This window comes from Nocardia farcinica, from assembly GCF_001182745.1.
Classification (GTDB): domain Bacteria; phylum Actinomycetota; class Actinomycetes; order Mycobacteriales; family Mycobacteriaceae; genus Nocardia; species Nocardia farcinica.
In genome coordinates this window covers 978,640-991,212 of record NZ_LN868939.1, presented here as the reverse complement: position 1 = coordinate 991,212, position 12,573 = coordinate 978,640, and the positions used below count along the sequence as shown (strand labels likewise).

Annotated in this window: 11 protein-coding genes and 2 tRNA genes; 7 read left to right on the top strand and 6 right to left on the bottom strand. The window is 69.2% G+C overall.

Going from position 1 to position 12,573, the window contains the following annotated elements; genetic code table 11:
* Positions 1–58: 58 nt before the first annotated feature.
* Together AMO33_RS21570 and AMO33_RS21565 are read left to right on the top strand one after the other, a co-directional pair.
* Positions 59–1,381, top strand: a complete 1,323-nt coding sequence (locus AMO33_RS21570) for a UDP-glucose dehydrogenase family protein (protein ID WP_060594045.1) — start codon at positions 59–61, stop codon at positions 1,379–1,381.
* Positions 1,382–1,528: 147 nt separating this feature from the next.
* The gene (locus AMO33_RS21565) at positions 1,529–2,920 is read left to right on the top strand and encodes an Hsp70 family protein (RefSeq protein WP_076573754.1); all 1,392 of its coding nucleotides are present in this window, start codon (positions 1,529–1,531) and stop codon (positions 2,918–2,920) included.
* A gap of 33 nt (positions 2,921–2,953) precedes the next feature.
* Here the strand turns inward: AMO33_RS21565 and AMO33_RS21560 are convergent, their stop codons facing one another.
* The 4 genes from AMO33_RS21560 to dcd all read right to left on the bottom strand — a co-directional run bounded on the left by AMO33_RS21560 (position 2,954) and on the right by dcd (position 8,566).
* Entirely contained in the window at positions 2,954–4,237 is a 1,284-nt protein-coding gene (locus tag AMO33_RS21560) for a YibE/F family protein (protein ID WP_060594044.1), read from the bottom strand.
* Positions 4,238–4,655: 418 nt separating this feature from the next.
* Entirely contained in the window at positions 4,656–5,909 is a 1,254-nt protein-coding gene (locus AMO33_RS21555) for a pyridoxal phosphate-dependent aminotransferase (protein WP_011211961.1), read from the bottom strand.
* 54 nt (positions 5,910–5,963) lie between these two features.
* Positions 5,964–7,310, bottom strand: a complete 1,347-nt coding sequence (locus tag AMO33_RS21550; RefSeq protein WP_076573752.1) for a hypothetical protein — start codon at positions 7,308–7,310, stop codon at positions 5,964–5,966.
* 656 nt (positions 7,311–7,966) lie between these two features.
* Positions 7,967–8,566: a dCTP deaminase gene (dcd, locus tag AMO33_RS21545; RefSeq protein ID WP_011211963.1), complete on the bottom strand. Its 600-nt coding sequence runs from the start codon at positions 8,564–8,566 to the stop codon at positions 7,967–7,969.
* Between the two features lie 178 nt (positions 8,567–8,744).
* Here dcd and AMO33_RS21540 point away from each other — a divergent pair, with 178 nt between their 5' ends.
* The 5 genes from AMO33_RS21540 (at position 8,745) to AMO33_RS21520 (ending at position 11,708) form a co-directional block, all read left to right on the top strand.
* On the top strand, positions 8,745–9,518 hold the full coding sequence (locus AMO33_RS21540) for an SDR family NAD(P)-dependent oxidoreductase (RefSeq protein WP_060594042.1): 774 nt from the start codon (positions 8,745–8,747) through the stop codon (positions 9,516–9,518).
* A 22-nt stretch (positions 9,519–9,540) separates the two neighbouring features.
* On the top strand, positions 9,541–10,257 hold the full coding sequence (locus tag AMO33_RS21535) for a phosphatase PAP2 family protein (protein ID WP_060594041.1): 717 nt from the start codon (positions 9,541–9,543) through the stop codon (positions 10,255–10,257).
* Positions 10,258–10,356: 99 nt separating this feature from the next.
* Positions 10,357–10,430: transfer RNA gene (locus tag AMO33_RS21530), tRNA-Gly, on the top strand.
* A gap of 156 nt (positions 10,431–10,586) precedes the next feature.
* On the top strand, positions 10,587–11,117 hold the full coding sequence (locus AMO33_RS21525) for a helix-turn-helix domain-containing protein (RefSeq protein ID WP_060594040.1): 531 nt from the start codon (positions 10,587–10,589) through the stop codon (positions 11,115–11,117).
* 12 nt (positions 11,118–11,129) lie between these two features.
* Complete coding sequence (locus AMO33_RS21520; RefSeq protein WP_060594039.1) at positions 11,130–11,708, top strand: PIN domain-containing protein; 579 nt, start codon at positions 11,130–11,132, stop codon at positions 11,706–11,708.
* A 79-nt stretch (positions 11,709–11,787) separates the two neighbouring features.
* Here the strand turns inward: AMO33_RS21520 and AMO33_RS31680 are convergent.
* Positions 11,788–11,863: transfer RNA gene (locus AMO33_RS31680), tRNA-Gly, on the bottom strand.
* A gap of 181 nt (positions 11,864–12,044) precedes the next feature.
* Positions 12,045–12,560, bottom strand: coding sequence for an NADPH-dependent FMN reductase (locus AMO33_RS21515; RefSeq protein ID WP_060594038.1), 516 nt, complete (start codon positions 12,558–12,560; stop codon positions 12,045–12,047).
* Positions 12,561–12,573: the final 13 nt, after the last annotated feature.

Sequence of the window (12,573 nt, the reverse complement as noted above, 5' to 3'; positions counted from 1 at the left end):
GCCGTGACCCTTGCCTCGCTGACGTGGCGTGTCCACCGCGGCGGCTTACCAATCGATCATGCGATGCACAGTCTTCGGAACCGGGTATCTCGGGGCGACCCACGCGGCGTGCATGGCCGAACTGGGGCACGACGTGGTCGGGGTGGACATCGATCCCGGCAAGGTCGCCAAGCTCTCCGACGGCGTGGTGCCGTTCTACGAACCGGGCCTGGAGGCGGTGCTACGCCGCAACCTGGACGCGGGCCGGCTGCGTTTCACCACCTCCTACGCCGAGGCCGCCGACCACGGGCGGGTGCATTTCCTCGGCGTCGGCACCCCGCAGAAGAAGGGCGAGTACGCCGCGGACCTGAAGTACGTGCACGCGGTGGTGGATTCGCTGGCGCCGCTGCTGAGCGAACCGTCGGTGATCATCGGCAAGTCGACCGTGCCGGTGGGCACCGCGGCCGCGCTGGGCGAACGCGCGCGGGCGCTGGCGAGTACCGAGGTGGAGGTGGCCTGGAATCCGGAATTCCTGCGCGAGGGTTTCGCGGTGCAGGACACCTTGCACCCGGACCGGTTGGTGCTCGGCGTGGACCGCGAGCGCGCCAACGCCGACTGGGTGGAGGACCTCGTGCGCGAGCTCTACGCCCAGCTGCTCGACGAGCAGGTGCCGTTCCTGTCGACCGACCTGGCGACCGCGGAGCTGGTGAAGGTCTCGGCCAACGCCTTCCTGGCCACGAAGATCTCCTTCATCAACGCGGTCTCGGAGGTGTGCGAGGCGACCGGCGCGGACGTGACGGTGCTGGCCGACGCCCTCGGCTACGACGCGCGCATCGGCCGCCGCTTCCTCAACGCCGGTCTGGGTTTCGGCGGCGGCTGCCTGCCCAAGGACATCCGCGCGTTCATGGCCAGGGCGGGGGAACTCGGCGCCGATCACGCGGTGGCGTTTCTGCGCGAGGTGGACAACATCAACATGCGTCGCCGCGCGAAGGTGGTCGACATGGCCGCCGCGGCCTGCGGCGGCTCGCTGCTCGGCGCGAACGTGGCGGTGCTCGGCGCGGCCTTCAAGCCGGAATCCGACGACGTGCGCGACTCCCCGGCGTTGAACGTGGCGGGCATGATCCAGCTGCACGGTGCCGTGGTCACGGTGTACGACCCGAAGGCGCTGGAGAACTCGCGCCGGGTGTTCCCCACGCTCAACTACGCGACTTCGGTGGCCGAGGCCTGCGACCGCGCCGACGTGGTGCTGGTTCTCACCGAATGGGACGAATTCACCGCCCTGGTTCCCGGCGACCTGGACGGAATCGTGCGCGCGCGCTCGATCATCGACGGTCGCAACTGCCTCGACCGCGACCGGTGGCGGGCGGCGGGATGGGTGTACGCCGGACTCGGCACCCCGTAGAGTTGCCTGGCGAGGTGTGCCGGTACTCCCCGGTTCCGGCGGCCTCGGATGCGGCCGAGCGCCGCCGGTAGGGTCGCCGGCAGCGGATCGTGTCAACGGTCGCGCGAGTTCGCGATGACGTGAGGCGTGAAACGAGATGGGCAACGAATGAGTTCGGTACTGGGAGTGTCGGTGGGGGCCAGCGCTGTTCGTCTCGCGCGCCCGCACGCCGGGAATTCCGCCGGGCACGTCGCCCCGCACGCCTTCGATCTCCAGTCGATTCCGGTGGCGCAGCACGGCGCCGAAGAACTGGCCGCCGAGGCGGTGGGCGTCTCGCTGGCCACCACCCCCGACATCGCCGCCACCGCCATCGCCTACCGCAGCGAACAGCAGGCCCGCGCGGTCCGCGCCGCGATGGCCCGCCAGCAGCTGACCAACTACGAGCTGATTCCCGAGGTCTACGCGGCGGTCGAGTTCGCCCAGGCCACCGGTGACATTCGCGGCATCTCCTCGCTGGTCGTCTACGACCTGGGCAGTTCGGGTCTGACCGTGAGCGTGGTGGACACCCAGACCAGGCAGGTCCGCCACAGCGAGCGCACCAGCGATATCAGCGGCGACTACCTGGATTCGCTGATCCGCGAACAGCAGATCGCCTCCGGTCGCATCGCGCATCCGCAGGATCCCGCCGGGCTGGCGGCGCTGGACGCGCTGTGCCGGGAGGCCAAGGAACAGCTGTCGTCCAACACCGCCGTCGCGCTGCCCAGCGAACAGGGGCTGGTGTTGCTGGCGCAGGAGAACTTCGAATCGCTGATCATGCTGGCCATCGAGTCCTCGGCCCGGATGGCGCGAGACGTGATCGTGCGCTCGGACCGGCCGGTGCACGGCGTGCTCGCCATCGGTGGCTGCGCGCGGATCCCCTTGCTGGGCAAGGTGCTCGAACGGTGGATGGGCGTGCCGGTGATCGTGCCGGAGAGCCCGGAGACGGTGATCGCCCGCGGTGCCGCGCTGCTGGCCCGGCCGGTGCAGTCCGCCCCCGCACCGACGCGGGCGGTGCCGTCCGGCGCACCCGCGGGCCAGATCGGCGGTTTCGACGAGGAACTGTCGCCCGCCTGGCTCTCGGCGGCGCCGAAACGCAAAGCCAAGCGCACCAAGCTGGATGCGAGCATGCCGGACTGGCTGGCGCCCGCGGCAGGCACCGAGCGCAAGCCCGAACTCAACGGCGCGGTGCTGACGGTGAGCGCGCTGGTGGTCGTCGCCGCCATCGGTCTCGGCCTGGGTTACGGCCCGCAGGTGCTCGAACGCGATCGCAGCAGCGACGGCCCCACCACCGTGCCCACCACCACCCCGGCGCGCACCACCACCCTCGATCCACAGATCGCGGTCGCTCCCGCCACCACCGAGGTCCAGGAGTCGATCGCGGCGCCGCCCCCGCGTCCCACCACGCAGGAACCGCCGCCGCCCACGCCGGGCCCGAACACCTTCGTGGTCCCCGGCCTGCCGCCGATCGTGATTCCGACCATCCCGCCGGAAGCCTTCCCCTTCCCGCCGCCACCGCGCTGATCGGCGGCGGGCACCGCCGATCCGCGCCTCCGCTCAGGCTCCGCGCGCGTGGCGTCCGTGGCGCGGCGCGGGTGCGGGTTCGCGCCGGCTGCCGAAGGGCCGGGCGAGCAGCACGGCGATACCGGTGGTCAAGGGCACCGAGAGGGTCAGCGCGATACCGCCGACCGCCGAGCGGGCGATCTCGATGGCCACCGCGTCGCCGACGAGCACGTCCCGGATGGAGCGGCCCGCCACGCTGAACAGCAGCAGCAGCGGCAGGGCGCCACCGGCGTAGGCGAGCACGAGGGTGTAGACGGTGCTGGCGATGTGGTCACGCCCGACTCGCATGGCGGCGGCGAAAACCTCACGGCGGGAAGCGCCTTCGTCCAGGGCGGCGAGTTCGAAGGCCGCCGAGGCCTGGGTGATGGTGACGTCGTTGAGCACACCGAGCGAGCCGATGATGAACCCGGCCAGCAGCAATCCGGTGATCGAGACGTGCTGGATGTAGGTGGCGACGTTGGTGTTCTGCTCCTCCGACAGGCCGGTGAGCTTGGTGGCCTCGATCGCCACCCAGGACAGCACCGCGGCGAGCACCATCGAGGTCAGCGTGCCGAGCAACGCCGAGGAGGTGCGCAGGTTCACCCCGTGCGCGAGATAGAGCACGGCATAGAGGATCAGCGAGCCCGAGACCAGCGCGACCGGGATCGCCGGTTTCCCGTCGAGCAGCGCGGGCAGCAGGAAGATCACCAGGACGCCGAAGGCGAAGACCAGCCCGAGCAGCGCCCGCACCCCGCGCCAGCGCGCGACGACCACGACCACGACCACGAACGCCAACGCGATCAACGTCAACGGCAGGCCGCGGGCGTAGTCGTCGAAGGAGTACATCGGGGTGCCGTAGGGGTCGGTCTGGCGCACGATGCGGATCTCGTCGCCCTCGGCGAGCGAGGGTTGCCCTGGGCCGGGGGCGATTTCGAGCAAGGTGCGGTTGCCCTCGTGCGGCCCCGACTCGATGGCGATGAGACTGCGTTCGCAGGAGTAGGCGTCGTTGCGGGGCGCCTCGGGCTTGTCGGCGAAGACCCGGCCGATGGACGGGCTGCCGCACGGCCCGACGTCGTGCGCGAGCACCGTGCCCGCCTCGGTTTCCACCGCTCCACCGCCGGCGTTCTGCATGGGCAGCGGAATGTCGATCTGCTGGCGTTGCGGCCACAGCAGCACGGTGGCGAGCAGGGTGACGAAGCCGATGACCGTCAGTAGCCCGATCACCACGCGGGCGGCGGTGGCGCCGATCGCGAGCGGTTCGGAATGGTCGTGGTGGTGATGGTGGTGGTGGTCGCTCACCGGGCTCCTACCTGTCCGTGGTGTCCCGGGAGCCGTTCGTGCCGGTGGGCAGGATGCTGACGTCGTCCCGGGAAGCTGCGCGGTGCCGAGCTTAAAGGATGTGATTGTCAGCACCGGTTCCGCGGACGGCATCCACAGCGGAGCTTGGCGACGAGCGAGAAAAGGAGAGTCGGGAGGGGGCGGCGGAGAGCAGGGGGATGTCTCCGCCGCCCGCGGGGTCGGCGGCCCAGGGGGGTAGGCGGCCGGAACCCGAGGCCAGGTTGCCCAGGGGGGGTAGGCAACGTGACCGGGCACTCGAAGTGCCGAGAGCCACTGTACACAAAACTTCCCGTTTTGCGCTAGGCCATCTGTAAAACTCGCAGGTATTCGTACACGCGGTATGTTTCAGGTCCGGAACCGGGGCGATTCCGGACCTCACTCACTGCCGATAGCTGGCCAGGAAGTTGCCGAACCGTTCGATCGCCACCGCCAGATCGCGCGCCCAGGGCAGCGTCACGATGCGCAGGTGATCGTGGGCGGGCCAGTTGAACCCGGTGCCCTGCACCATCAGGATCTTCTCCTGCAGCAGCAGATCCAGGATCAGCTTCGAGTCGTCGTGGATCTCGTAGACCTCGGGGTCCAGCCGCGGGAAGGCGTAGAGCGCGCCCTTGGGCTTCACACAGGACACACCGGGAATCATGTTCAGCCGCTCCCACGCGACATCACGCTGCTCCAGCAACCGGCCGCCGGGCAGGATCAGGTCCTCGATGCTCTGATGGCCGCCGAGCGCGACCTGAATCGCGTGCTGCGCGGGCACATTCGGGCACAGCCGGGAGGTGGCGAGCAGGTCGATGCCCTCCAGGAACCCCGTCGCGTGCTCCTTCGGACCGGTGATGACCATCCAGCCGGAGCGGTAGCCCGCCACCCGGTAGGCCTTGGACAGCCCGTTGAAGGTCAGGCACAGCAGGTCGGGGGCCAGCGTGGCCAGCGAGATGTGCTTGGCGTCGTCGTAGAGGATCTTGTCGTAGATCTCGTCGGCCAGCAGCAGCAGCTGATGCTTACGGGCGAGGTCGACGATCTGCTGCAACACCTCCGCCGAGTACACCGCCCCGGTCGGGTTGTTCGGGTTGATCACCAGCAGGGCCTTGGTCTTGTCGGTGATCTTGGCTTCGATGTCGGCGATGTCGGGCTGCCAGCCGTTGGACTCGTCGCACAGGTAGTGCACGGGCGTGCCACCGGCGAGGCTGGTCATCGCGGTCCACAGCGGATAGTCCGGCGCGGGGATGAGCACCTCGTCACCGTTGTCGAGCAGCGCCTGCATGGTGAGCGTGATCAGCTCGGAGACGCCGTTACCGAGGTAGACGTCGTCGACGTCGAACTCGGGGAAACCCGGCACCAGCTCGTAGCGGGTGACGATGGCCCGCCGCGCCGACAGGATGCCCTTGGACTCCGAGTAGCCCTGCGCATACGGCAGCGCGGCGATGATGTCGCGCATGATCACATCGGGCGCCTCGAAGCCGAACGGCGCGGGATTGCCGATGTTGAGTTTGAGGATGCGATGCCCCTCCGCCTCCAGCCGTGCCGCGTGCGCGTGTACCGGTCCACGAATTTCGTAGACGACGTTCTGGAGCTTCGTGGACTGCTCCAGAACGCGCGGCGGGCGATGCGGAAGATGAGGACTCACGTGTCCCATGGTGCCATCTCCGGCAAGCCGATTATTTGCCGAGGTCGACGGCAGTGTCGGTACTCACGCGCCGATCGAGGCGCCGCCCGTGGGCATGCCCTTGGCCGCCGTCGCGGCACAGAACTCCTCGATGCGTTCGTCGAGGGCGCGGGCCTGCGCCGAATCACGGTAGCGGGGGTCGGCGATGCGCCCGCGCACCCCGCTCAGCCGCTCCTCGAGCTGGGCGATGCGCTTGTCCTCGTCGAGGGCGAGCACCGGGTCCAGCGCCTCCGCCGCGCCGTCGAGACTGCCGTTGATCAGGTGTGCGGTCGCGCTGTCGACCCTGGCCAGCGCCTCGGCGCCGTAGGACCGCTTCTCCAGCGGCCCGTTCGCATACAGCTCGATGGCCCGCCGGGTCGCGGCCAGCGCCTGCTCGGCCTGGCCGAGGTGGATGTAGGTGGCGCCCGCGTAGTACTGGGCCTTGGCGTCGGGGAAGCCGAACACCCCGCCGATCTCGTCGTGCAGGTCGTCGGTGGCGCCGTGTTCGCGGGCCGCGTCGGCGGCGCGCACGCAGCGGTCGGTGTCGGCCGCGCTGCCCAGCGTCGACCACACCCTGGCCTCGATGTTGAGCAGCCGCACCCGCGCGGTGGCGGACTCGGCGTACTCCTGCCCGCTCTGGGCGAGCAGCAGCGCCCGGCGCGGCCGCCGCGAACGATATTCGATCAGCGCGTGCATGCCGCGGGTCCATGCGCGCAGCCCGTTGTGCCCGCACAGCTCGGCATACGCCCAGGCCGCCCTGACCTGCTCGGCGGCGGCGTCGAGATAGCCGAGGTCGGTGCTGGCGTTGGCGAGCAACCCGGTGAGCGTGCCCGCCAGCAGATACAGGTGGCTGGTGTCGGCGGGCCGCTGGTGGCCTTCGAGCAGGCGGTAGACCCGGCGACGCACCCGCAACATCTCCACCGTCATCGGCACCGGCGGAATGTGCACGTAGTCGTTGGCGATGCGCACGACATCGGCATCGAGCTGCTCCAGGGTGCTGGCACCGACGTTGGTGCTCTCGGCCCGGCCGACGTGATCGCTGGCCTCGTGGGCAGCCGCCATGATCAGATCCCTCTCCGAAATCGACGCCAACGCATCACCTCTGATCGCACCGGCGTCGATGAGAGCCAGCAGGTCCGCGTCGCTGGAAACACCGGAGGGCACCGGCGCCGCCGGGCCCGTCCGCACTTCGGCCACGGATGGGCGATCCAGCAGGGGCTGGTCGACCAACGCCGCGAACCGCGCCCGCACAACCTCGTCGGACCTGGCCAGGGACGTGTCCAGGGCGGCCTGGTTGACCGGACGCGGATGCACCCGGCTACCCCCCGCCTCCCATTTGGACACCAGCCGTTCGTGCACACCCAGGTGTGCCGCGAACTCCCGGATGCTCATCCGCTTGGCATCGCGAAGGGCCCGGGTCTCTCTCCCTGACCACTGCCGGACCACGATGTCATCCCTTCCCCGACCGAACTCCCTTCTCAGAGTACGGTTTCGAGTGTGTCCTCGGCCACACTCGACGCGAGTCGGCGGCCGGGGGCGGCGCAAGGGCAGGGAAAGGTGGGCGTGGCGCCCTCCCCCGCGCCCGGCGTGCCGCGCGACCCTGGACGGAGTGCGGTGAAGTCGCCGCCGGATCCCCCGACGGCCGCCGGGCCCGGGTGCTCCCGGAGGGCCGAGGACGGATCGTGGCGACACACTCCCGCCGGACGACAGGGAAGCGGCGGGAGTGCGGTGGTGGGGACCGGTCGTGCGTCGCCGGTCCCCGGCACCGATCACCGCGCGCCGTTCCCGCCCGGCCGGTCGACGGGCGGGAACACCGGCGCGCCGGAGCGATTCGGCGGTCAGCGGGGATTCGAGGCGTCAGCCGGGATTCGAGGGCGACAGCGGGATCGACGGTGTCAGCCGGATCGAGGGCGACAGCGGGGATCGAGGGCGACAGCGAGGTTTCGACAGCGACAACGGGTGTCGCCGGCGACAGCAGAGAGCCGACAGCGTCGACGAGGACCCGACGCGTCAGCCAGACCCGACGGCATCAGCCAGACCCGACGGCGTCAGCGGGATTCGACGGCGTCGACGGCGTCGGAGGGCAGCGGGAAGTTGAGGTAGGAGCGCGAGGGCGTCGGCCCGCGCTGGCCCTGGTACTTCGATCCGGCCGCGGCACTGCCATAGGGGTGCTCCGCGGGGCTGCTCAGCCGGAACAGGCACAGCTGGCCGATCTTCATCCCCGGCCACAACGTGATCGGCAGGTTCGCCACGTTGGACAGCTCGAGCGTGATGTGCCCGCTGAACCCCGGGTCGATGAACCCGGCCGTGGAGTGCGTGAGCAGCCCGAGCCTGCCCAGGCTGGACTTGCCTTCCAAGCGCCCGGCCAGGTCGTCGGGCAGTGTGCAGACCTCGAGGGTGGAGCCCAGCACGAACTCGCCGGGATGCAGGACGAAGGGTTCGCCCTCGCCCGGCTCGACCAGGCTGGTGAGTTCGTCCTGGCGCTGCGCCGGATCGATGTGGGTGTAGCGCGAGTTGTCGAAGACGCGGAACATCCGGTCCAGTCGCACGTCGATGCTGGACGGCTGGATGAGGTTCTCCAGCAGCGGCTCGACCCCGAGACGCCCAGCGGCGATCTCCGCACGGATGTCGCGATCGGAAAGCAGCACGCCACGAGCGTAGCGTCCGCCCTGATCCGCGCGACGCCCGCACAGCCTGAGCGGGGCGGCCTGCGTGGTGATGCTGCGCTGCCGCCTCCGGTCGCTGACCCGCTCAGGCAAAGACAGCACAGTGATACAGCGCGAGATATACCCTCTCGTCGACTCGCCACGGAAGGACAGCACCACCATGACCGACGCCTCCCCGTTCGACCTCACCGGCCACGTCTCCGTCGTCACCGGCGGCAACTCCGGCATCGGCCTCGCCTACGCGCGCGGCCTCGCCCGAGCGGGCGCCGACGTGTGCGTGGTCGGCCGCAACACCGAACGCAACGAGGCCGCGGCCGCCGAACTCCGCGCGTTCGGCCATCGCGTACTGCCGCTGACCTGCGACGTCGCCCAGGAACAGCAGGTCGTCGACACCATCGCCCGGGCCGCGAGCGAGCTCGGCCGCATCGACTCCTGTTTCGTCAACGCGGGCGTACCGCAGGGCACCACCCCGTTCCTGGAGACCGACCTCGCCGAGTTCCGCCGGGTGACCTCGGTCAACCTCGACGCCGCCTTCGCCACTTTGCGCGAAGCCGCCAAGGTGATGGTCGCCCAGGGCGAAGGCGGCAGCCTGGTCGCCACCGCGAGCCTCGTGGCCAAGCAGGGCGCGCCGCGCGGCCAGTCCTATGCCGCCAGCAAGGCGGGCATCATCGCGGTGATGAACTCGATCGCCGTCGAGCTGGCCAAGCACGGCATCCGCGCGAACTCGGTGCTGCCCGGCTGGGTGGAGACCCCGATGACCGACGGCATCTTCGCCTGGGACCGCTTCCGGGAACGGGTGCTGCCGCGCATGCCCGTCGGTCGCTGGGGCCGCCCGGAGGACTTCGAGTCGGTCGCGGTGTACCTGGCCGGCCCCGCCAGCGCCTTCCACACCGGCGACTCCCTGCTCATCGACGGCGGTTACAGCAAGTTCTGAGCGATTCCGGCATCGTGGAACGGTGACCTCCCCGCCGCGCCCGACCACCGTGCCCACGCTCGCCGGCCTGACCGTGCTGTTCGCGGTCGCCTTCGGTGTGCTCACCCACAACGTGGTCGACCGCAGCGGCCTGACCGTCATCGATCCGGAGGTCTCCGGCTGGGCGGTCACCCAGCGCAACGCCGTCCTCACCCCGCTCGCCCACTTCTTGAGCGCGATCGGCGGCACCCTCCCGATGACGGTCCTGGCCACGGCCGTCACGCTGCTGCTGTACCGCGCGGGCGACCGCGCCCACGCCACCCTGGTCGCGGTCGCCGGGCTCGGCGCGGCACTGATCGTGTTCGGCGGCAAACGCATCATCGGCCGGGAGCGCCCTCCGGTGGTCGATCGGCTGGCGGTGGAGAACAGCCTGGCGTATCCGTCCGGGCACAGCGTGGGCACCTTCGTCGTGATCGGGATCGTCGCCGTCGTACTGATCCCGAAGCTGACCGGGACCCTCGCTCGGATCGCCACCGGCACCGCGGCCGCCCTGTTCGTGGTCGCCGTCGGGTGCTCGCGCGTCTACCTCGGGGTGCACTGGCCCACCGATGTCCTGGGCGCCTGGTGCGTCAGCGCGGCATGGATCCTGTTCTGCCTGACGGTGTTCCACTACCGGCGCGAGGTGCCCGACGAACCCGTCTCGGATGCCGAGTCACCCACCCGGACCGACCCGCGAACGGTCCCCGACGACGACCTCTGACCGGGCGGGGCACTTGCCCACCCCCGCCCCGGATCTGATAGAGTCTCGAACGCGTCGACGCCGTGTCGGTCCGAGGGGTCGATACCGGCGATACGCAGCGCCGATGTAGTTCAATGGTAGAACTTCTGCTTCCCAAGCAGACAGCGCGGGTTCGATTCCCGTCATCGGCTCCACCTCCGAAATGCCTGCCCCCGAGCAGGCATTTTCCATTTCCGGCCCCCCCACGTCGACCTACCGAGAGCTCGACATCGACCCGCGGCACGTGTCACACTTTTCGAAAGATACGAAACATCGTTCGAAACGTTCGATTGAGCCTAGGGAAGGTACGTATGGCAGCACAGCCGTTGGAGGAACAGACCTTCCTTCCCACCGAAGGCGGACAACACCTGGCGCCGGTCTTGAGCTTCTTGACCGCCCACGAGGACCGCGGCGGCGGGCAGGCCCAGCCAAGCTACGCCCTGGTCGGCGTCGACGAGCATGACCGCATCGAACTCCCGGAGAATGTGCACCAAGCCCTGAAGGGGGTCGTTACCGCTCTGCTTGCCGGAAAGGCGGTGACGGTAGCTCCGCACAGCATGACGCTGACCTCCCAACAGGCGGCGGACCTACTCGGCGTCAGCCGCCCAACCGTCAAACGTTTGATCGACAAGGGCGAACTTCCTGCCGAGCGTGTGGGGACCCGGCACCGGTTGCGCTTGGACGAGGTCCTGGCGTACCGCGATTCGCGCCGCAGCCGTCAGTACGCGTTCCTGGCCGAGACGGCGACGAACATCGACGCCGAGGCCCACCCCGACGAGGTTCGCGAGCAGTTGAGGGAAGTTCGTCGTCTGGTTGCCCAACGCCGAAAGACCAAGGGCTGAAACACTGAACGGATGTTCGCCGTCGTGTTGGACACCTGTGTCCTTTGGCCTAGCCTGCAGCGCGACTTCCTGCTGTCGCTTGCGGTCGAGGGACTCTACCGACCTTTGTGGTCGGAACGGATCCTGGAAGAACTGGAGATGCACGAAGCGGCCAAGCGTGTCGGTCGCGGCACCGAACAGCAAGCCGCGCACGCCTTCGCGCGGAACTTGATCGACAGGATGACCTCGGCGTTCGATGACGCTCTTGTCGAGAACTGGCAGCCGCACGAGGGCACCTTCGGGCTACCGGACCCGGACGACGAGCATGTGCTGGCCGCCGCTGTAGTGGGGGGTGCGGGGGCAGTCGTCACCCACAATGTGCGCGACTTCCCGCGAAATCGCGTGCCGCACCACATCCAGATCCTCGAACCGGCGCAGTTCGCTGCCGACACCGTGTCCGTGTCGCCGCAGACTGCGCTACTGGCCGTCGAAACGATGGCCGCCCGATTCCACCACCCTCCGATGTCGGTCGCCCAGGTGCTGCGGATGCTGGCCGATCGCTACGCGATGGGCGCAGCGGTCGATCTGATCTGCACAGATTCAGGCCGATAGCGAATCGGGTACGGATGTCGGCCTGCGCATCAGGATCGATCGCTGACTCGGACGCAGCAACAAACAACCGACTCCAGGGAGCCGATAACGGGAATCGAACCCGCGCTGTCTGCTTGGGAAGCAGAAGTTCGTCACAGCCGCGATCCGCCCATGGCTTCGGCGGTGTGCCCGTACCCTACCGTGCATCTTCAGTGACGAGCACGCCGATCACGTCGGTAATCTCGGCGATCTGACCCGCCCTGAACCCAACGGCGCCGTGCTCGGGTCTCGGGATGAGTGGGTCCGCCCAGTAGCCCACCGGCCTCGGAATTCGAAGCTCGTAGCCACTGGGCATCGTCATGGGGTCGGGTGCGGAACACTCGCTTCGGTCAGTGCCGTCACCACCGGGCGCCAGCGCTCCACATACGTCTCCAGCACTCCGTCGTCGCCGAATGTGCTGTCGGACAGGTAAAGGCCGGGCAGAGCCGTCGTCGCGCCCAATTCCACCAGCACCGGCTCGAGATGTACCACCGGTGCCAGCGAGTGGGCCGGGCTGCCGCCGAGCATCAACGGGACCGCGAGCACACCGGCCAATCCCGTCCCGCCGGCGAACTGCTCGAGGAACAGTTTCAGCAACCCGGTGTAGGTCGCTTTGAAGGTGGGGCTGGCGAACACCACCAGGTCGGATTCGGCGACCGCCCGCACCGCCGCCGCGACCTCCTCGTCTCCCCAGGTCAGCAGCTTGGGGCCGAGTGCGACGAGGTCGAACACCCGGGGTTCGCCGCCGGGCGCCAGCCCTTCGGCGAGCCTGGTCGCGGCGGTCAGGGTGCGGGAGGCCGGTTTGGGATTGCCGACGACGACGGAAACGGTCACGACGCAGCTTCTT

Bases quoted from the DNA above. Each gene is read 5' to 3' on its own strand.
- AMO33_RS21550 (WP_076573752.1), bottom strand. From the start codon at position 7,310: ATGAGCATCCGGGAGTTCGCGGCACACCTGGGTGTGCACGAACGGCTG.
- AMO33_RS21520 (WP_060594039.1), top strand. From the start codon at position 11,130: ATGTTCGCCGTCGTGTTGGACACCTGTGTCCTTTGGCCTAGCCTGCAG.
- AMO33_RS21570 (WP_060594045.1), top strand. From the start codon at position 59: ATGCGATGCACAGTCTTCGGAACCGGGTATCTCGGGGCGACCCACGCG.
- AMO33_RS21525 (WP_060594040.1), top strand. From the start codon at position 10,587: ATGGCAGCACAGCCGTTGGAGGAACAGACCTTCCTTCCCACCGAAGGC.
- AMO33_RS21565 (WP_076573754.1), top strand. From the start codon at position 1,529: ATGAGTTCGGTACTGGGAGTGTCGGTGGGGGCCAGCGCTGTTCGTCTC.
- AMO33_RS21540 (WP_060594042.1), top strand. From the start codon at position 8,745: ATGACCGACGCCTCCCCGTTCGACCTCACCGGCCACGTCTCCGTCGTC.
- AMO33_RS21555 (WP_011211961.1), bottom strand. From the start codon at position 5,909: ATGGGACACGTGAGTCCTCATCTTCCGCATCGCCCGCCGCGCGTTCTG.